This is a genomic window from Arthrobacter sp. E44 (assembly GCF_041877125.1).
In the GTDB taxonomy this organism is placed as follows: domain Bacteria; phylum Actinomycetota; class Actinomycetes; order Actinomycetales; family Micrococcaceae; genus Arthrobacter.
The window spans coordinates 113,437-132,908 of sequence record NZ_JBHDJA010000008.1 but is presented as its reverse complement, the minus strand read 5'-3'; the positions used below and the strand labels follow the sequence as shown (position 1 = coordinate 132,908).

The following is a 19,472-nucleotide window of genomic DNA, read 5'->3' as shown; positions in this document are numbered from 1 at the left end:
AGGAACGCTGGTTAAGATGCCCAAGGAAGCCAGGGGGTATCCCTAAGCTGTGAGCATGGGGCAGCAGGCCGAGGTGGTACTTGTGCACGGATTGTGGCACCAGCCCGCCCACTTTGACCGGCTCGCGGAGGCCCTAAGGGAGCAGGCTGTTACTGTCCATGTTCCCCGTCTGCATCGGGGCTCGCTGGCCGCGGATACTGCGGCGGTGCAGGAGGTGGTGGACGCGTGCCACGTCCCGCCCGTCGCCGTCGGTCACTCCTACGGGGGGTCAGTCATCAGCGGCCTGCAACGAATTTCGCGACTCGTTTACGTCGCGGCATTCGTGCCCACTGCGGGTGAGAGCGGGGCCTCCCTGGGCGGTCCCGGCGCTGCAATCAACAGCGCACTGCAGCACAACGACGATGGAAGCACCAGCATTCAGCCAGGGCTCGCCCGGGAAGCCCTTTATGCCGACTGCACTGACGCCGACAGCGCCTGGGCAACGGCGCTGCTGGTACCGCAGCAACCGGGCCACGGCCGCGGAATACCGGAGCGCATGGCGTGGCAAAGCCTTGAGAGCACCTACGTTCTCTGCGAGGGTGACAAAGCACTGGATCCCGCGCTTCAGGAACGCATGGCGGCAAGGTGCACCACCTCGGTCACCATCAAGGCGGGACATTCACCTTTCATCAGCCGCCCCGCGGATCTCGCCACGGTGATCATGAGCGTCTGAAGTCCACCTCAAGAGCAATATTTTCCTGGATTCGCTGCCTGACCGAAGATCGGTGAGGTTAGACGTTGCCAAAAATGCTTCGCACGGGACACGCCCAGCCGTGTCCTGTTACTTCGGCCGTGGTCAGGGGTAAGCTCCAGAAATGGCACCGCGAAGTTTTCTTCAATGGCCGGTCGTCCGTCAGCTGAGCACGGGCGACCTGTTCGGCCGTGGCCCAGCGGTCACATCGGCCAAGACCAAGGCAATAGCTCCCCGCACGGCCACTGCCGACCGTGTGGTGCAGAGCGTGTGCCCCTACTGCGCCGTTGGCTGTGGGCAACGCGTCTACGTCAAGGACGAAAAGGTAGTCCAGATCGAAGGCGATCCGGATTCACCCATCTCACGTGGCCGGCTGTGCCCCAAAGGCTCTGCCAGCGAGCAGTTGGTCAATTCGCCGGGCCGGCAGACCAAAGTGCTTTATCGTGCGCCGCGTTCCACCGAGTGGGAACACCTGGACCTGGAGAAGGCCCTTGACATGGTGGCGGACCGGTTTATCGAGACCCGCCGCAGGACCTGGCAACAGGAAGACGATCAAGGCCGGCTGCTGCGCCGCACCATGGGCATCGCTTCACTCGGTGGCGCAACCCTGGACAACGAAGAGAACTACCTCATCAAGAAGCTCTTCACAGCAGCAGGGGCGGTGCAGACCGAGAACCAGGCCCGCATATGACACTCCGCGACGGTTCCCAGTTTGGGAGCCTCTTTTGGACGCGGTGGTGCAACGCAATCACTGCAGGACATGGCCAACGCCGACTGCATCGTCATCCAGGGGTCCAACATGGCCGAGTGCCACCCTGTGGGCTATCAGTGGGTGGCGGAGGCGAAGGCGCGCGGTGCGAAGGTCATCCACGTCGATCCCCGCTTCACCCGCACGTCAGCGGTCTCGGATAAGCACATACCTATTCGGGCCGGCTCGGACGTGGTGCTTCTCGGCGCACTGATCAACTACGTCATCAGCAACGATCTCTGGTTCAAGGAGTACGTCAGCGCGTATACCAACGCTGCCACCTTGGTCCACGACGATTACCGCGATGCTGAGGATCTGGGCGGGCTGTTCTCCGGCTTCGATCCCGAGAAGGGTGCTTACGACACGTCCTCATGGGCATATGCGGAACGCGGGGACGGCGCCATTGACGAGCCCGGACCCGGATCGGAACACGGTGCCGACGCCAGGGACCGCGCTGCCGGACATGCTTTCGGCAGCGGTGGTCCGCCCTTGGAGCACGCCGAAGTCCAGCGTGACGATACCCTCCAGAACCCCCGGACCGTTTTCCAGATCGTGAAGCGGCACTACGCCCGTTACACGGCTGAGATGGTCCAGGACATGTGCGGAATCAGCGTGGCCGACTTCGAGTACCTGGCACGCACCATCACGGAGAACTCGGGCCGCGACCGGACCACCTGTTTCGCCTATGCTGTGGGCTGGACCCAGCACTCGCTGGGAACGCAGTTCATCCGGGCTGCCGCCATCCTGCAGCTCCTGCTCGGAAACGTGGGACGCCCGGGAAGCGGAATCATGGCCCTACGCGGACATGCCAGCATCCAGGGCTCCACGGACATCCCCACCCTGTTCAACCTGCTGCCCGGGTACCTGCCGATGCCCAGCGCAGGCCGCCACGACACGCTCGAGGACTATCTGTCCGTCATCGGGTCGAAGCAGCAAAAAGGTTACTGGGCCAATGCAGATGCCTACACCATCAGCCTTCTGAAGGCATGGTGGGGCGACGCCGCCACAGCGGACAACGACTGGGCTTATGACTACATTCCGAGGCTGACCGGAGCCCACGGTACATACGAGACCGTGATGGGCATGCTTGAGGACGAAGTGGAAGGCTACTTCATCCTTGGACAGAACCCTGCTGTGGGTTCAGCCCACGGCCGGATGCAGCGGATGGGCATGTCCCACTTGAAGTGGCTTGTGGTGCGGGATCTGAATCTCATCGAGTCCGCTACCTGGTGGAAAGACGGTCCGGAGATCGAATCGGGGGAGTTGCGCACCGAAGACATCGAGACAGAGGTGTTCTTCATGCCGGCGGCGACCCACGTGGAGAAAGCCGGCTCGTTCACCCAGACCCAAAGGCTGCTGCAGTGGCGCCACCAGGCGGTTGCACCGCCAGGGGAGTGCCAAAGCGAACTGCAGTTCTTCTTTGAACTGGGTAAGCGGATCCGCGAGAAGCTGGCCGATTCCAAGGACGAACGCGACCGTCCGCTGCTCGACCTGACATGGGACTACCCCACGGACGAGCACGGCGATCCCGATGCGGAAGCGGTCCTTGCCGAGATCAACGGCCGCCACCTGGCAGGTCCTGACGCCGGGAAGCCCCTGTCCTCCTACACGGAGATGCAGGCTGACGGATCCACGTCTGGTGGCTGCTGGATCTACACCGGTGTTTACGCTGACGGCTTCAACCATGCCGCCAACCGCAAACCGGGCCAGGAACAGGGGCCGACGGCGTCGGAATGGGGCTGGGCTTGGCCTGCCAACCGCCGGATCCTCTACAACCGCGCCTCGGCCGACCCGGACGGCAAGCCGTGGAGCGAGCGGAAGAAGTACATCTGGTGGGACCAGGAGCAGGGTAAATGGGTCGGAGACGACGTGCCCGACTTCCCGGTTGACCTTGCCCCGGGCAGCCACCCGGACCCCTCTGTCGGTGGTCCGGCCGCCCTCAGCGGTGATGATCCCTTCATCATGCAGGCTGACGGCAAGGGCTGGCTGTTTGCGCCGAAGGGCCTCATGGACGGACCCCTGCCCACGCACTACGAGGCGCAGGAATCACCGGTGGCCAATGCGCTGTACCCGCAGCAGCAGAACCCTGCGCGGCTGGTGTTCCCCCGCAAGGACAACCTAAGTGCGCCAAGCGCGGGGACCAGTGGCTCCGACGTCTACCCGTATGTCTTCACCACGTACCGGTTGACCGAGCACCATACAGCGGGCGGAATGAGCCGCTGGCTTCCGTACCTGTCCGAGCTGCAACCGGAGATGTTCTGCGAAGTCTCGCCTCAGCTGGCGGCGGAGCGGGGTCTCGAACCTTACGGGTGGGCCACGATTATTTCGGCGCGCTCCGCAATCGAGGCAAAGGTCTTGGTTACTGACCGCATGGCGCCGCTCAAGGTCGGAGGCCACACCGTGCACCAGATCGGGCTGCCGTACCACTGGGGCGTCGGCAGCAATGCCGTCGTCAGCGGCGACGCTGCAAACGATTTGCTGGGTGTGACCCTTGATCCCAATGTCCAGATTCAGGAATCGAAGGTGGCCTCGTGCGATATCCGGCCGGGCCGCAGGCCCCGCGGGGAGGAACTGCTTGCCCTGGTTGCTGAATATCAGGAACGGGCCGGAGTGACCACCGAGACCGGCAACCGCGCCGTCACCAATCCCGCGGCGGAAGGCGTCCAACCCCGCCCGGGTGAAAAGGGCAGCGCCGACGGTGGGGAGAACTGATGAGTCTGCTCCCCACCGCGTCAGCCCAAGCACACATTGCCCCGTCCGGAACGCTGCCTGCCGGCGGCGTTCCGGATACCAACCCGACGACGGAGGACTAGATGGGCCAGCTGTCCGGACCGACCGACCCCACCGCCGATGCCCACTGGGAGCACAACCATCCGCGCAAGGGGTTCTTCACCGACACCTCGATCTGCATCGGCTGCAAGGCCTGCGAAGTTGCCTGCAAGGAGTGGAACCACAACCCGCAGGACGGAAACCTGGAACTGCTCGGGTCCTCCTACGACAACACCGGATCGCTGGGCGCCAGCACCTGGCGGCACGTCGCCTTCATCGAACAGGGCCAGGAACGCATTGTCGAGGCGCGGGAGTCAGGCCGTGCCCTGGTCAGCCTGGGCATGCCGCGCATCGGGCCGCCGGCCCCGGCAACGGCTGTTACGGATCTTGCGGACGCTGATACTACCCCGCCGGACACCGCAGACTTCCGGTGGCTGATGTCCTCTGATGTCTGCAAGCACTGCACCCACGCCGGCTGCCTCGACGTCTGCCCCACCGGCGCGCTGTTCCGCACAGAGTTCGGCACCGTCGTGGTCCAGGATGATGTCTGCAACGGCTGCGGTACCTGCGTGGCCGGGTGCCCCTTCGGCGTGATCGAGCGCCGCAGCAACGGCACGGTCAAAGTCGCCAGCAGCAGGGAAGAACAGCACGCCAAGCATCCCGACGTTCCCAACGAGGGCATCGCCCAGAAGTGCACGCTGTGCTATGATCGGCTGCTTGACGACCAGACGCCGGCATGCGCCAAGGCATGCCCGACGACGTCCATCAAGTTCGGCGACCACGATGACATGGTGGAGACGGCCCGGGAGCGGGTGGCCACCCTGCATGCGCAGGGGATGACCGAAGCCCGGCTCTACGGGGCGAACGAAATCGACGGCGTCGGCGGAACCGGATCTGTCTTCCTGCTGCTGGATGAACCAGAAGTGTACGGGCTTCCGCCGGACCCCCGGGTGCCCACCGCAGACTTGCCGAAGATGTACCGCCGCGCCGGCATGGCCGTGGCAGGCATGGCTGCGGCCGCTGCGCTGGCCTTCCTGGGAGGACGGGCGTGACCCTCTCAGAGTTCGACAGCTTCCGGCCATCAGAACCTGCCCGACGCCGCCGGCAGGGCGGCAAGCGCGGCACCGGTCGACGCCGGGACAATGGTGACGGCTCACGGGAAATGCCTATGGTGCCGGAGCCTGAGTTCACCTCGTACTACGGGCGTCCCGTCGTGAAGCCGGCGCCTTGGGGCGATGACGTGGCCATCTACCTGTTCCTGGGTGGCGTGGCAGGCGGGTCAGCCCTCCTCGGTCTTGGCGGGCAGCTGACCGGCCGGCCTATCCTTCGCCGCAACGCCCGGCTGGGCGCCTTGGCGGCAGTAAGCGCCGGTGCCGTTGCCCTGGTGAAGGACCTGGGCAGGCCGGAACGTTTCCTGCACATGCTGCGGACCTTCAAGGTGACCTCGCCGATGAGTGTGGGCTCGTGGATCCTTAGCGCCTTCAGCGCGGGCACGGCCGTGACCGCGGTGGCGGAAATCGACCGGATGACCGGCAGCCGGCTTCCGCTGGGTCCGTTGCGGAAGGTCCTGCATGCAGTGGAAGGTGCGGCCGGCGTCGAAGCGGCGGTTTTCGCCGGGCCACTGGCGGCGTACACGGCTGTCCTGCTGGGTGATACCGCCACCCCGACATGGAATGCTGCGCACGAGGAACTGCCATTCGTCTTCGTTAGTTCGGCCTGCCTCGCTTCTGCCGGCCTCGCCATGGTTACCACACCCATCCATGAGACAGGACCGGCCCGGAAACTTGCGGTGCTCGGCGTGCTGGGGGATGTCGCTGCCATGAAGGTGATGGAGCGCCGCATGGATCCGGTGGCCGCCGAGCCCCTGCACCAGGGCAAGGCGGGCGCCATGCTGAAGTGGAGCGAGCGGTTGGCGTTGGCCGGCGGACTCGGAACGCTGCTCGCGGGGCGGAACCGCGTGGTGGCGGCAGCTTCGGGATTGGCGCTGCTGGGCGCTTCGGCCCTGACCCGCTTCGGCGTGTTCGAAGCGGGCCTCGCCTCGGCCAGGGATCCGCGGTACACCATCGAACCGCAGAAGAACCGGCTCGCTGCCCGCCGTGCCGCAGGCGTGACCGGCGACGCGATCACCACCGCCGGTTGAGCGGGCAGCCGCGTCAGCGGACCTCGATGCCCCGCCCTGCAGTGGTGTGGCCGATCACCGGGTAGCCCGGCAACTCGCCGACCACCAGCAGCCCGCCTGAGGTCTGGGCATCGGCCAGCAGCAGCAGGTCGTTTTCGGTGACGCCGGCAGCGGAGCGCAGGTGCGGCCGCACCCAATCAAGGTTGCGCCGGGTTCCGCCGGAGACGAAACCGTCACGGAGTGCCTCCCGCGCGCCCTCGATCAGTGGTACAGCCTTCAGATCGATCACGGCGCCCACCTCCGAGGCGCGGACCATCTTGTAAAGGTGCCCCAGCAGGCCAAAACCCGTCACGTCAGTGGCGGCCCGGACGCCGGCAGCAACCGCGGCGTCGGCTGCGTCCCGGTTGAGGGCCGCCATCGTCTCCACCGCTTCAGCGAACACCTCCCCGGTCTGCTTGTGCCGGTTGTTGAGAAGTCCGACGCCGAGTGGCTTGGTGAGCGTGATCGGCAGCCCGGGCTGGGCGGCGTCGTTGCGGAGCAGGCGGTCGGGGTGGGCGACGCCCGTGACAGCCATGCCGTACTTCGGCTCCGGATCGTCGATGGAGTGCCCACCGAGCACCGGGCACCCCGCCTGGGACGCCACGCTGAGCCCGCCGCGGAGGACTTCCGTCATCAATTCCATCGGCAGGACTCCGCGGGGCCAGCCGACGAGGTTGATCGCCGTGACCGGGCGGCCGCCCATCGCGTAGATGTCCGAGAGGGCATTGGCGGCCGCGATCCGGCCCCAGTCAAACGCGTCGTCCACCACGGGAGTGAAGAAGTCAGCGGTGGTGAGGACGGCCAGATCATCGCGGACCAGGACCGCCGCGGCGTCGTCGCCGCTGTCCAGGCCAACCAGCACCTCTGCGCCCGGTTGGCCGATCAGGCCGCGGACGGCGTCCTCGAGTTCGCCTGGCGGAATCTTGCAGGCGCAGCCTCCGCCGTGGGCATAGTCGGTGAGCCGGAGCAAGCCGGCGGCACCATCATCAAGTTGCTGTACTGACGTCTGAGCCTCATTCACCCGCCTAGCGTACCCCTCCAGTTAACCCTGCTATATTGAGGCGCGGTGGCGTCCGGGTCCTGGTGGGCCCCCCGGTCTTCAAAACCGGTGAGGCTGAGCATCTCGGCCTGGCGGGTTCGATTCCCGTCCGCCACCGCCAAACTACCGGCGTGAATGCCTTGAAAAGAGGAGGGCTGTGGTCCAGGTCGATCCCCGGCGGCTGATTCCCCGCACGAACGACCTGCTGGCGTTGCCCGCCGTCCGCGAGGCCCGGACACGGATGAATGAGCGCGTCGTCCGCGAACTCGTCCGAAAAATCCAGGAGCAGGCCCGCCGCGGTGAGCTGCCTCCCAACCAGGTGCAACCTGCCCTGCTCGCAGCCGTCGCTTCACATAAAGCAACAACCCTCCGTCCGGTGCTGAACGCAACCGGCGTCATCGTGCACACGAACCTTGGCCGCGCCCCCCTTTCTGCAGCGGCGGTGGAAGCCCTTGTCGCTGCCAGCGGCTACGTTGACGTGGAACTGGACCTTGCAGACGGCGGCCGCTCCCGCCGCGGTGCCGGTGCCCGGGCCGCCCTCCTCGCTGCCTGTCCTGCCGCCGAGGACGCCTTGGTGGTCAACAACGGAGCTGCAGCGCTGGTGTTGGCCACCACAGCCCTGGCCGCCGGCCGGGAGGTGGTGGTGAGCCGCGGGGAACTCGTCGAGATCGGTGCAGGCTTCAGGCTGACCGACCTGATGGAGTCGACAGGCGCGGTGCTTCACGAGGTGGGTACCACCAACCGGACACACCTGCATGACTACGCGGGGGCCGTCGGACCGGACACGGGCTGCGTCCTCAAGGTGCACCCGAGCAACTTCCGGGTGGACGGGTTCACGTCCGCGGTTCCGATTGCCGAACTGGGCCGGCTGACCGCGGCACACGGCGTTCCACTCGTGGCTGACCTGGGCAGTGGGTTGCTGGCGCCCGATCCGTACCTGCCGGACGAACCGGATGTCGCCTCCGCCCTGGCGGGCGGGGCCGACGTCGTCATCGCCAGCGGCGACAAACTGCTGGGCGGCCCCCAGGCCGGGTTGCTGCTGGGCCGCAAGGAAATCATTACCCGGCTGGCCCGCCACCCGCTCGCCCGTGCTGTCCGGGCGGACAAGCTTGCCCTGGCCGCCCTGGAAGCAACCGTCGCCGGCGGGCCGACGCCCGTCGTCGAGGCGCTGCACGCCGACGTCGAACAGTTGCGGCGCCGTACTGACAGGCTCGCCCACGCCTTGGGCGTCCCCGTCGTACCCCATGACGGCCGGGTGGGCGGCGGCGGCGCCCCCGGCGTTCCGCTGCCGGGATGGGCGCTGCGGCTCCCCGAGGGAATTGCAGGACGCTTGCGCACCGGCGACCCGGCCGTGTTGCCGCGCGTCCACGACGGCGCCTGCCTGATCGACTTGCGCTGTGTGCCGCCGGCCGAGGATGACCGGATCCTCGATGCCGTTCGGCAGGCACTGGCAACCCTCGACGTTGCGGACGCAGGCAGGGCGGGCTGACCGTGCACGTCGTTGCCACGGCCGGACATGTCGATTCCGGTAAAAGCACCCTGGTCCGCGCCCTTACCGGCATGGAGCCGGACCGATGGGAGGAAGAGCGGCGCCGCGGGCTGACCATTGACCTCGGCTACGCATGGACCACCTTGCCGTCCGGGCAGGACGTTGCCTTCGTCGACGTGCCCGGCCACGAACGCTTCCTCGGCAACATGCTTGCCGGAATCGGGCCGGCTCCGGTGGTCTGCTTCGTCGTAGCCGCGGATGAGGGCTGGCAGGCCCAGTCAAGCGATCATCGGGATGCGGTAGCTGCGCTTGGCATTGAACACGGCGTGGTAGTCCTCAGCCGCGCGGACCGGGCATCCGGGCAGCGCGTCGCCGACGTGCTGTCGCGGGCCCGCACGGAGCTGGCAGGGACCGGGCTGCGGGATGCCCCAGCCATCGCTGTGTCGGCCATCAACGGGACCGGCCTGGCTGAGTTGCGTGCAGCGCTCGACGGCGTCCTGGCCCAGGTGCCTGCCCCCACCACAACGGGGCGGGTCCGGTTGTGGGTGGACCGGTCGTTCACGATCAACGGGTCCGGAACGGTGGTCACCGGAACACTGGCAGCGGGCACGCTCGCCCAGGGTGACCGGCTGGAACTGCTGGGCCATTCGGGGTCCCGGCCGGTGGCGGTCCGCGGCCTGCAAAGCCGCGACACCTCGTACCAGTCGGTGGAGCCGGTCAGCCGGGTGGCGTTGAACCTGCGCGACGTTGCCGCAACGGACATCAGGCGAGGGGATGCGCTGGTTACCCCTGGTGCATGGCCCACCACCGGCGTCGTAGGCATCCACCGCACCACCGGGGTGGCGTATACCGACGTGCCCGAGCAAATCATGGTGCATGTGGGCACGGCGTCCGTGCCGGCGCGGCTGCGTCCCTTCGGGGCCGACCATGCCCGGCTGGTCCTCGACAGGCACCTGCCCCTGGTTCTCGGGGACCGGCTGGTGCTGCGCGACCCTGGCAGCCGTTCGGTCCTGGGTGGGGCGCGCATTCTCGACGCGGACCCACCGGAGCTGCGGCGGCGCGGTGACGGCGCGCACTGGGCCGAACGGCTTGCAGGGATGGATCCCGCAGGGGACGTTCTGGGGGAAGTGGCAGCCCGCGGAGCGGTCCAAATGGATCATCTCCGCAAGCTTGGGCTGCTGCCCGGGCACGCTGTGGATTCCCCGCAGGGCGTGCGGGTTTTCGGTGACTGGTGGGTGCATGCCCCTGTCCTTGAGGCGTGGCAGCACCGGCTTCGGGGCGCGGTCGAGGCGCTGCAGGAGCGGAACCCCCTGGCCCCAGGCCTTTCCATGGGCGCGGCGCGGGACCTGCTCAGGTTGCCCGACGAGAGGTTGCTGTCCCACGTTATCCGCGGGGCGGAGCTGGAGCAGGACAGCGGCCACATCCGGGTGCCGGGCAGCCAGGGCAACCTTGGCCCCATTGAGCCGGCAATCGCCCAGTTGGAGCGCAGGCTCAAGACAGACGCGTTCCATGCCCCGGAAGCCGACGAGCTGGCGGCAATGGGCCTCGGCGCCCGGGAACTGGCCGCCGCCGAACGCACGGGACGGCTGCTGCGTCTGCGTGACGGGGTGGTGCTGCTGCCCACGGCACCCGCGCTTGCGATGCGCACCCTCGCCGGCCTGGCCCAGCCCTTCACCACCAGCCAGGCACGCCAGGCGCTGGACACAACACGCCGGATCGCGGTCCCGCTGCTGGAGCACCTTGATTCCCGCGGCTGGACCAAACGGATTGATGCCGGTCACCGTACAGTGGTTCGCTGACCGGGCCCCTCATGCAGCACGTTTGGAAGGACGGCTAGTCCGGGACGGCTGGCTGGACGCGGCGGAGGATGTCATCCACGACGCGCGCCAGCGGGGCAGTGGCGTCGATCGTGATGCCGCCGGGCGGAATCTCCTCCCGTGTTCGGTGCAGGTGCTCAATCAGCTCCCGTTCTGTTTGGCGTCCTCCCCATTCGTCCTCAGGGCGCTGATCCAGCCGCTGCTTCAAGGTTTCCAGGTCCACCTCAAGAACGAAGACACCATCGAAGAGATCGATGAACTTGGCGAGGTTCCGCGACCCGCCGCAGAAAAAGGTCACCGCATCCCGCTGGTCCGCGGCCAACGCCCTGACCTGGTCCACCCTCCAGAGGTGGTGCCCGTGTACGGCGACTCCGGTGATGCCGCCTACCGGTTCTCCGGTTTCCGGATCACCTTGATAGGCGAGTTCGCGGTCGCCGTTGATGGCGTGATAGCCACGGCGGCGCAATTCATTGCAGACTGCCGTCTTGCCGGTGCCCGAGCCGCCTTCGATGAGGTAGTTCTTCCTGCCCATCCCTGATGGTACCGATGCGCGGCCAAGGGAGTTCTCCCCGTGTCCCTTGCGGGCAATTGCGAAGGGTGCTGCCTAAGCTGTGGTCATGACGACGCCACCACATGTTTGCGTGACACCGATGAAATCCCTGTTGTACTGGCGAAAAAGCATGATCAATGGAGCCAAGACAGTGCCCGTGGTGGTCAGCATGGATTCCTCAGGGATGTTTCGCATGGTGGATGCTGCCGGCATGAGTGTGCTCTCCCTGCCTGTGCAGCAGGCATCATTCCGATTCACCAGCATGGGAACAATGGCAGTCACAGCCCAGGGCCGGAAATTTGACCTGCTGGGCGTCGGGGCGTCAATGTCGCCGGACCCGTCGCCGGAGCAGAAGGCGGAGATGAAGGTGGCCTCCGACGACTTCAAGGACCGCACAGCCCTCAACCGTGCCGGTTCCGCGGGCGCTGCCATGAGCGGCGCAGGGGGAGTGGGCGGCGTGGCCGGCATTGCCGGGAGTGCCTTGATGATGTTCTCCTACTACGAGGGGCTGGAAACCATCAAGACCTGGCAGGCGGTCCTTTCCCAAACAGGGGCACCCGTCCGGACGAGCGCAATGAAGGCCGGTCTTTACATGATGTTGGGGCTCGTAGCAGCCATCATCATAGGCATCGTCGTTGCCATCAACGTTCTCTAGGGTGGGTCTTATGCGTGCAATCGTCATGGACCGCATCGCCGGCCCGCTGGCTGTCCAACAAGTAGCCGTACCTGAGGTGCCGGCAGGCGGTGTCCTGGTCACCGTCGCCGCCACCGGCCTCTGCCGCAGCGACTGGCACGCCTGGGCCGGCCACGACGACATAGCGTTGCCGCATGTTCCGGGCCATGAGTTCGCCGGCGTCGTTGCCGCCGTGGGCGCAGGGGTGACCAGGTGGGCGGTCGGCGACAGGGTGACGGCCCCCTTCGTCGAGGGCTGCGGGGCCTGTGAGTGGTGCCGCGGGGGGAACGCGCAGGTCTGTCCCGCACAGCAGCAACCCGGCTTCACCCATTGGGGCTCCTTCGCCGAGCAAGTGGTCATTCACGCTGCGGACACTAACCTTGTCGCCGTCCCGGCAGGAGTCAGTTTCGAGGCAGCAGCAAGCCTGGGGTGCCGTTTTGCCACGGCGTACCGCGCACTTACCCGCAGGGCACGCCTCGCCGGCGGCGAATGGGTCACAATCGTGGGGGCGGGCGGCGTAGGGCTCAGCGCGGTCATGATTGCGAAGGCACTCGGCGGCAAGGTGGTGGTCGTGGACCGCAATCCGGGAGCACTCGAGGTGGCCGCTACTCTTGGCGCCGACCACGTCCTGGTCGCCGACGGTTCGGACATCCCGTCCCAAGTGCAGGCCGTAACCGGTGGAAGCCATGTTTCCATTGATGCCGTGGGTAGTGAGCAAACCTGCGCTGACGCGCTCCTTAGCCTTCGGCGCCGCGGCCGGCATGTCCAGATCGGACTCCTCCCGCCAGTGGAGGGGCATCCCCGGGTGCCCATGGCCCGAGTCATTGCGTGGGAACTGGACGTCTTCGGTAGCCACGGCATGGCAGCGGTGGATTACCCCGGAATGCTCGCCCTGATCGCATCGGGAGCACTGGAACCACAGAAACTCATCGAGCGCATCATCGGGTTGGAGGAGGCCGCTGCCATGCTGCCACACTTCGATACTGCGAACGTCGCCGGCATGACAATGATCGATCCCACGCGGTGACGCATTCGGTTCCCGGATTGGGTGGTTTGATTAGTCAGTGCTCCGTGTAAGACGCTTTGTAGTTTTCAGCCTGTTTGTGGCCTGCGCCAGCGCGGTTTTCTCGTTTTGGGTGATAGGACAGGCCGGGGCGGACGCCAGGGTGGCACTTTCGCCGCCGCCGCGGGCGCTGGTGACCCTTGAAACCGGGACGGGCGGGATGACCACTGCCGTGGACGTCACACGCAGTCCCGACGCCGAATGGCTTCGCGCGGCTTCCGCCGAAACTGGAATCCCTGCCCGTGCCCTGCGCGCTTATGTTGCTGCGGCCGTGACGGCAAATGGTTCCATGCCGCAATGCAGAATCGGCTGGAATACCCTGGCCGCCGTCGGCTTCGTCGAATCAGGCCACGGAACCTATGGTGGGGGCAGCCTGGACGCCTTGGGCCAGGCCAGCGGGCCCATCGTGGGCCCAAGCCTCAATGGGTCAGGTTTCGCCGCTATCCCCGACACCGACGCCGGTGCCCTGGATGGCGACGCCAACTGGGACCACGCGGTGGGGCCCATGCAATTCATTCCTTCCACCTGGCGTCTGGCAGGGAGGGACGGGAACGGGGACGGAACAGCAGACCCCTTCAATATCGACGATGCCGCCCTCAGCGCCGCCACCTACTTGTGTGACCGCGGCCGCGACCTCACGACAGCGCAGGGGTGGACGGATGCCATCTACGCCTACAACCAGTCCGACGCCTATATCCGCAAGGTACGTGCCCAAGCCACGGCCTACGCCACGAAAACGGGTACCCCCGACTAAGCCACGACTGGCAGTCGGGGGTTTTTCCGGGCGCTTGCCTGGGCGGCGGTCAGGCGGGGTGCCAGGTAATGGGAAGTGCTTTCAAGCCGTAGACGATGGTGCTTTCCATGCGCTCCAGTCGGGCTCCGGGAGGCACGGACAGCCCGGGCAGGCGGGCCAGCAGGGCCTCCAGTGCGATTTTCGCCTCGAGCCGGGCCAGCGGCGCGCCGAGGCAAAAGTGGATGCCGTGGCCGAACGCCAGATGCCGGTTCGGGTTGCGGTCGACGTCGAACTCCGCCGCGTGTTCAAACTGCCGCTCGTCGCGGTTGGCCGAGCCGATCCAGGCCACGATCGGTGCCCCGGCCGGGATGCGTACGCTGCCCACATCGGTGTCCGCTACGCTCACCCGGTACATCGACTGGACAGGGGAGCGAAAGCGCAGCACCTCTTCGAGGGTCTGGGGCAACAAGGCCGGTTCGTTCAGTAGGCGCTCAAGGGTGCCGGGCGATTCGGCCAGGCATAAAACGGCGTTGCCGATCAGGTTGGTGGTGGTCTCGTTGCCGGCGACCAGCAGCAGGGCGCAGAAACCCAGCAGTTCGGGCACCGAAAGTTTTTGGCCTTCGATCTCGGCAGACAGCAGCCTGCTGATCAGGTCCTCACCCGGATGCCTCCTGCGCTGGTCGATCAGGGCCAGGAAGTATTCGACCATTTCCGATGTGGTGGAGTCCTGGCGGTCGGTGCCCGGCCCGGTCCGTGTTTGGCTGACAATCGTGTCCGACCAGTGCTTGAAGCGCTCACGGTCCTGCCCCGGAATGCCCATCAGTTCGGAGATCACAATAACCGGCAACGGGTAGGCCAAGTCCTGGATCAGGTCCGCGCTGCCGCCGCGCCCCACGAGTCCCTCCAGCAGTTCGTCCGTGAGTGCGGAGATGCGGGGAGCCAAGGCATCGACTGCTTTCGGCGTGAAAGCCTGGGTCACCAGGGAACGCAGCTGCCGATGCCGCGGGGGATCGGCTGTGATCAGGCTTGATGCGAACAACTGGCCGGAACCCGATGGAGCGTCGCCGCCCATGCGTGAGGAGAACGTAGCGTGCTCGGACAGCACCCGCTGAACGTCGTCGTACCGGAACACGTGCCAGCTCCCTGATGGTTCGTCCTGGAAAACGGGGGCGGCTGCGCGCATGTGTTCATAGTGGGAAAAGGGATCCAGCGGGTATTGCGTGGACTCGGCGGTGTCCATGGTGGCCTCTCTGCTCGGCCGGCGCCCTGTGCCTCACGCTGCTGGCGGGAACGAAGAGTGCCAAGCCCCCAATTGAATGACCGTAGAACCTCGATCTTAATCAAAGCCTGCCCCTGGGTCATTACTCCCGGCGTCGTACGTTCTTGCCCTTTGCTTTGTCATCCCTGGCCCCCCGCACTCCAGCCAAGCCGGACCGGCGCTCATGCCGCGCGGCGAACCAAACAGCCGCCACCATCAGGCCCAGTACGTCCGCGAAACCCAGGATCGCCTCCCACGGCATCCGGATCGAACCTCCGCGCAGGTTGCTGTAAAAGGAACCGAGGGGGACCAGCAGGGGCCAGAGGACGATCAGGTTCCGGGCGACGCTGAACGCAACCGCGTAGACCACACCGAGGCCGAAAAGAAAGAGCATCTCGGACCCTGTCATGCCATAGCCGACGTGGTAGGCCGCGTACAGTGCGGCGGCGCCGGCCACTCCCGCGATCGGGCCGAAGCTGGCTTCCAGGCGCGCCTGGATGAAGCCCCGGAAGAAGACTGCTTCGAAGAAACCCACGGTGATGGCAAGGGCTGCCAGAGGCACCCAGTCGACGGGGCGCGGAAGCGGGTACCCCCAAAGCGTGATGACGAACTGCACGGCTGCGAGGGCGAGTCCCAGGGCGAATGCCTGGCCCAGGTTTTTGCGGCTGATCCCTAGCGCGTCCAGGGACCTCCTCCGGATCCAGGTGTTGTACCCGATGGGGCCGAGGACACCGAGGAGCATGCCGGCCGCGAATGACAGGAACAGCCCCAGCGTATTTCCCTGGGTGAACACCCTGAAGGCCAGCCAAAAGAGGGCCACGACGCCCAGGTACAGTGCGGCAACGGCACCGATGTCAGGCCAGTCCGGATGTCCGGCCCAGCGGGGCCGGGACGTGGGCAAAACGAGTGCGAAAACCAGCGCGGCAACTGGAACGCCAACCCCGTACACCGCGGGGTTCCCCAAGGACAGCAGCAGTATCGCGCCGACGAGGAACACCGGCCAGGCAAACCGCGGCAGAACATGGGCCCTTCCACTCAGGTTTGTTCCCGACATGACACCCCACTCCATGCGCCGGCGGACTGCATGTATCAAGTCTTTCCCGAGGCAAACCCCGGCTATAGGGGCGAAGGGCCCAACCGGGCTTGAACAGTGCCCCGCGGACCGTGCCAAGCTGCGGCGGGCCTCAGCGGGCAACCCCGGCGGCGCGGTAAATTGCGTCAATGATTTTCATGTTGGCCAGGCAGTCGGACCCCTCCGTGGGCAGTTCGCTGCCCGTTTGAAGAGCAGTGACGACAGCTTCGAGTTGGTGGTCATACGTCTCGAGCCCCCTTACAGTCCAGGTGCGGTCCAGCCCCTCGGTGGTAAGGGTGATGGAATGGCCCCGGGAGGGGAAGACCATGTTGTTGACCTGCAGCCGTCCTCCGGTACCGGTTACCTCAAGTGAAGAGTTCAGGTGCTGTGCCTGTTCGACCATTGCCGAGGTGACGAGCGCTTGTGCTCCCGAGGGGAACTGCAGGTCGGCGCTGACGCTGAGGTCCGCGCCGAGAGGATTAACTGTCGCCCTCGCCCCAAGCACCGTTGGTTCCTCGCCCATAAGCGCACGCACCCAGTGGACGGGGTAGCAGCCCAGGTCCATCAGCGACCCACCCCCCAACTGCGGATCGTGCCGCAGCGAGGCCGGATCAAACGGATTGGAGGCGGAAAAGTCCGCGCGCAACATCGTGATCTCGCCGAGCGCGCCTGAAGCCTTGACGGCATCGACTTCAGCGCTCAACGGGTGGTAACGGTCGTGGAAGGCCTCAATGAGCCGGTAGCCTGTCGAGCGCGCAGCTTCAATCATTTGGCCGGCCTCTTCAGCGTTCATTGCGAACGGTTTCTCGCAAAGTACGTGCTTGCCGGCCTCCAGGGCCGCAATAGACCACGCGGCGTGCCCGGAGGGCGGAAGTGCGTTATAGACCAGGTCTATCTCGGAGTCGGCCAGCATTTCGGAGTAGTCCCCGTAGAAGCGGTCGATTCCGTGGCTATCGGCGAACTGCCGGACACTCTCCTTCCGGCGGGACGCCACGGCCACGACTTGGACGTCGGAGCGGCGGACGGCCGGCCGGATGACTGCAGCGGGCGCAATTCCTGCTGCACCCAGGATTCCTATTCGTAGCACTGTGTTTTCTCCTTGCTATGCCGCCGTCGTTGACCGGAAGGCCGGCGATGTCTACCTGTGCATCACCGGCCTCCCGGCAAAGCTCCGTCAGCTGCCGGACTTAGCCCCGGCCCGCTCCTTGGCCGCTCCTGTGAGGTGCGCCCGCTGCAAGCTGCAAGTCCTGCTGAAGGGCGTAATACTGCGGCTTCGGCTGGAGGTTCTCGTCATAGATGCTCGCTGCGCCTTCGCCCTGGAAGACTCCGGGCACCCACGAGTAGGCGTCACCGAAGCCCCATATGGTGTAGGAGATGCATTCCTTCACTGCCATGCAGGCCTGGAGCGTCTGCGAGTATGCGGCCACTTGTGCCGACTGTTCGACGGGTGTGACCGGCAGGGTGGTCCGCACGTCGACTTCTGTCTCTGCCACGTCCAGGCCAAGGTCAGCGAATCTCTGCAGGTTGTTCTTCAGGTCAGGCAGCGGGTATTGCGTGTCCAGGTGGGTCTGGAACCCCACCCCGTCGATGGGAACGCCCTGCGCTTTCAGGTCCTTGACGAGCGCATAGGCGGCGTTGCTCTTCGGCCCGGTGGATTCGATGTTGTAGTCGTTGTAAAAGAGCTTGGCCTGTGGATCTGCCTCGTGCGCCCAACGGAAGGCATCTGCGATATAGCCCGGCCCCAGCTTCTGCAGCCAGATGCTGTTGCGCAGGGTGCCGTCTTCATTGAACGCCTCGTTGACGACATCCCACTGCCAGATTTTGCCCTTGAAGTGCGTGACTTGATCAGTGACATGCTTGTGCAGGACCTGCCTCAGCTGGTCCGCACTCATCCCTGGGGCGGCAGCCGTAAGCCAGCTGGGGAGCTGGCTGTGCCAAACCAGGGTGTGACCGCGCACCAACTGGTGGTTCGCCTCAGCAAATGCCACGAGCCGATCAGCGGCAGCCCAGTCATAGTTGCCTTGGGTCGGTTCAACCACTTCCCATTTCATGACGTTCTCCGGTGTGACCGTGGAAAACTGGGCGGCGGTGATATCGGTGTAGGCCGGATTGCTTCCGAGTTGGTCACTGTTGACCGCAGTGCCGATGCGCAATCCGATATTGGCGCCAAGTGCGCGGAGAGAATCGCGCTGCTGCGACGGTCCGCCGGCTTCCAGTGGTCCTGATGCAGCCATGGCAGCGGCTGGAGTGGCGAGCAGGGCGCACAAGCCGAGCGCACCGATGAAAAGGGAACGTTGAAAAGGCACGTAGTACTCCTTCGGTTTCTGGTTTGACTTCATCTTTCAGAGGCGGAGATCTTGTCGCCGTGAGAGGGCGCCGCGAGCCGTGGTGCCAGGAACTGGCGTACCAATTGGTCGTCGTCCGGGCCGCCGGCTTCATGTCCGTTAAAGGGCCAGACTTTAATTTCCTTCTCGCCGCTGTATGCGTTGTAGGCGGCGAAGACCGTCGACGGAGGGGTAATCGGGTCCATGAGTGCTACGGAAAAGTAGGCGGGGTGCCTTGACCGTTCAGCGAAGTTGACACCGTCGAAATAGCTGAGGGTGTCGGCTACGGCTTCAGTGTTGTCACGGTGGGTGGAAAGATAGTCCGCGATCTCCCGGAAGGGATACGCGTCCGTGATGACTGTTGCCCTTGGGAAGTCGCAGAGAAAGGGGACAGTCACGGCCACTGCCGAGATGTCCGGCACCAGCGCGCCCACCGCAAGCGCAATCGCCCCTCCCTGGCTTCCCCCGGTCACAGCGATCCGGCCAGGATCGATCCAGGGGAGGGTGCGGACCGCATCGACTGCCCGGACGCCGTCAGCGATGAGGCGGCGGTAGTAGTAGGTTTCCTTGCTGGTGATTCCTTTTGTCATGACGCCCGGAACCTGCGGGCCCGAGAGGCCCGGATCGGGGGTGTCGCCGACCGACCAGCCGGATCCCTGCCCCCTGGTGTCCATCTGCAGGTGGGCGAAGCCGGCGGAGGCCCAGAAAAGGTTCTCCCAGGGACGTCCCCGGCCTCCGCCGTAACCTACGTACTGGACTACCGCGGGCAGTGGTCCGTTTGGATTCTTCGGGGCCCGCAGCCAGGCCTTGATGGGATCCGCTCCGAAGCCGGGGAAGGTCACGTCGTAGACATCAACTGTCTCCAGGCCTGCATGCACCGGTTCGACCACCACTTCGCCGCCGGGCTGGCGGGTTTCCTGCAGGGTCTGCTCCCAGAATGCGTCAAAGTCCTCGTTGCAGAGTTGGGAGCTCTTGTAGGTTCGGAGTTCCGTTTCGGGCATGTCGTTGTACATATGCAGAACTTTCTCGGGTGGAACTGGGGGCTTCCT

General features: G+C 65.7%; 16 protein-coding genes and 1 tRNA gene. 10 read left to right on the top strand and 7 right to left on the bottom strand.

Features of this window, described 5'->3' with window-relative positions; translation table 11 throughout:
* The first annotated feature begins 55 nt into the window (after positions 1 to 55).
* The 4 genes from ACETK3_RS09375 (at position 56) to nrfD (ending at position 6,387) form a co-directional block, all read left to right on the top strand.
* Complete coding sequence (locus ACETK3_RS09375) at positions 56 to 712, top strand: alpha/beta hydrolase (RefSeq protein WP_373992778.1); 657 nt, start codon at positions 56 to 58, stop codon at positions 710 to 712.
* A gap of 142 nt (positions 713 to 854) precedes the next feature.
* A complete protein-coding gene (fdh, locus tag ACETK3_RS09370; RefSeq protein WP_373992777.1) occupies positions 855 to 4,190 on the top strand; it encodes a formate dehydrogenase in 3,336 nt (1,111 codons plus the stop codon).
* 101 nt (positions 4,191 to 4,291) lie between these two features.
* On the top strand, positions 4,292 to 5,299 hold the full coding sequence (locus ACETK3_RS09365; protein ID WP_306970234.1) for a 4Fe-4S dicluster domain-containing protein: 1,008 nt from the start codon (positions 4,292 to 4,294) through the stop codon (positions 5,297 to 5,299).
* Positions 5,296 to 6,387 (top strand): NrfD/PsrC family molybdoenzyme membrane anchor subunit, encoded by a 1,092-nt coding sequence (nrfD, locus tag ACETK3_RS09360; RefSeq protein ID WP_306970232.1) that lies wholly within the window; start codon positions 5,296 to 5,298, stop codon positions 6,385 to 6,387. Before ACETK3_RS09365 ends, nrfD begins: the two co-directional genes overlap by 4 nt.
* Before the next feature lie 13 nt (positions 6,388 to 6,400).
* Here nrfD and selD read toward each other — a convergent pair whose 3' ends face one another.
* Positions 6,401 to 7,426 carry a selenide, water dikinase SelD gene (selD, locus tag ACETK3_RS09355; RefSeq protein ID WP_236802508.1) on the bottom strand — a complete coding sequence of 342 codons (1,026 nt, stop codon included), beginning with the start codon at positions 7,424 to 7,426 and terminating at the stop codon, positions 6,401 to 6,403.
* Between the two features lie 44 nt (positions 7,427 to 7,470).
* Between selD and ACETK3_RS09350 the strand changes: the two genes are divergently transcribed.
* From ACETK3_RS09350 to selB, 3 genes are all read left to right on the top strand, one after another.
* Positions 7,471 to 7,565, top strand: a tRNA-Sec gene (locus ACETK3_RS09350).
* A gap of 36 nt (positions 7,566 to 7,601) precedes the next feature.
* Positions 7,602 to 8,933, top strand: coding sequence for an L-seryl-tRNA(Sec) selenium transferase (gene selA, locus ACETK3_RS09345; RefSeq protein WP_306970230.1), 1,332 nt, complete (start codon positions 7,602 to 7,604; stop codon positions 8,931 to 8,933).
* Positions 8,934 to 8,935: 2 nt separating this feature from the next.
* Entirely contained in the window at positions 8,936 to 10,732 is a 1,797-nt protein-coding gene (selB, locus tag ACETK3_RS09340; protein ID WP_306970228.1) for a selenocysteine-specific translation elongation factor, read from the top strand.
* 34 nt (positions 10,733 to 10,766) lie between these two features.
* Here the strand turns inward: selB and ACETK3_RS09335 are convergent, their stop codons facing one another.
* Positions 10,767 to 11,282: a nucleoside kinase gene (locus ACETK3_RS09335; protein WP_373992776.1), complete on the bottom strand. Its 516-nt coding sequence runs from the start codon at positions 11,280 to 11,282 to the stop codon at positions 10,767 to 10,769.
* 289 nt (positions 11,283 to 11,571) lie between these two features.
* Here ACETK3_RS09335 and ACETK3_RS09330 point away from each other — a divergent pair, with 289 nt between their 5' ends.
* Genes ACETK3_RS09330 through ACETK3_RS09320 form a run of 3 tightly spaced genes read left to right on the top strand, consistent with a single transcriptional unit; the run spans position 11,572 to position 13,790 of the window.
* Entirely contained in the window at positions 11,572 to 11,955 is a 384-nt protein-coding gene (locus ACETK3_RS09330; RefSeq protein ID WP_373992775.1) for a hypothetical protein, read from the top strand.
* Between the two features lie 10 nt (positions 11,956 to 11,965).
* The gene (locus tag ACETK3_RS09325; protein WP_306970223.1) at positions 11,966 to 13,000 is read left to right on the top strand and encodes a zinc-binding dehydrogenase; all 1,035 of its coding nucleotides are present in this window, start codon (positions 11,966 to 11,968) and stop codon (positions 12,998 to 13,000) included.
* A 37-nt stretch (positions 13,001 to 13,037) separates the two neighbouring features.
* Complete coding sequence (locus tag ACETK3_RS09320; RefSeq protein WP_306970221.1) at positions 13,038 to 13,790, top strand: lytic transglycosylase domain-containing protein; 753 nt, start codon at positions 13,038 to 13,040, stop codon at positions 13,788 to 13,790.
* Positions 13,791 to 13,839: 49 nt separating this feature from the next.
* On the opposite strand, the gene ACETK3_RS09315 is transcribed toward ACETK3_RS09320, so the two are convergent.
* From ACETK3_RS09315 to ACETK3_RS09295, 5 genes are all read right to left on the bottom strand, one after another.
* The gene (locus tag ACETK3_RS09315) at positions 13,840 to 15,009 is read right to left on the bottom strand and encodes a cytochrome P450 (protein ID WP_306970219.1); all 1,170 of its coding nucleotides are present in this window, start codon (positions 15,007 to 15,009) and stop codon (positions 13,840 to 13,842) included.
* A gap of 121 nt (positions 15,010 to 15,130) precedes the next feature.
* Entirely contained in the window at positions 15,131 to 16,081 is a 951-nt protein-coding gene (locus ACETK3_RS09310; RefSeq protein WP_236802521.1) for a CPBP family intramembrane glutamic endopeptidase, read from the bottom strand.
* Positions 16,082 to 16,211: 130 nt separating this feature from the next.
* Positions 16,212 to 17,186 (bottom strand): Gfo/Idh/MocA family protein, encoded by a 975-nt coding sequence (locus ACETK3_RS09305; protein WP_306970217.1) that lies wholly within the window; start codon positions 17,184 to 17,186, stop codon positions 16,212 to 16,214.
* Positions 17,187 to 17,286: 100 nt separating this feature from the next.
* Complete coding sequence (locus tag ACETK3_RS09300; RefSeq protein WP_236802523.1) at positions 17,287 to 18,405, bottom strand: endo-1,4-beta-xylanase; 1,119 nt, start codon at positions 18,403 to 18,405, stop codon at positions 17,287 to 17,289.
* Between the two features lie 29 nt (positions 18,406 to 18,434).
* The gene (locus ACETK3_RS09295; RefSeq protein ID WP_373992774.1) at positions 18,435 to 19,436 is read right to left on the bottom strand and encodes an acetylxylan esterase; all 1,002 of its coding nucleotides are present in this window, start codon (positions 19,434 to 19,436) and stop codon (positions 18,435 to 18,437) included.
* Between the last annotated feature and the right edge of the window lie 36 nt (positions 19,437 to 19,472).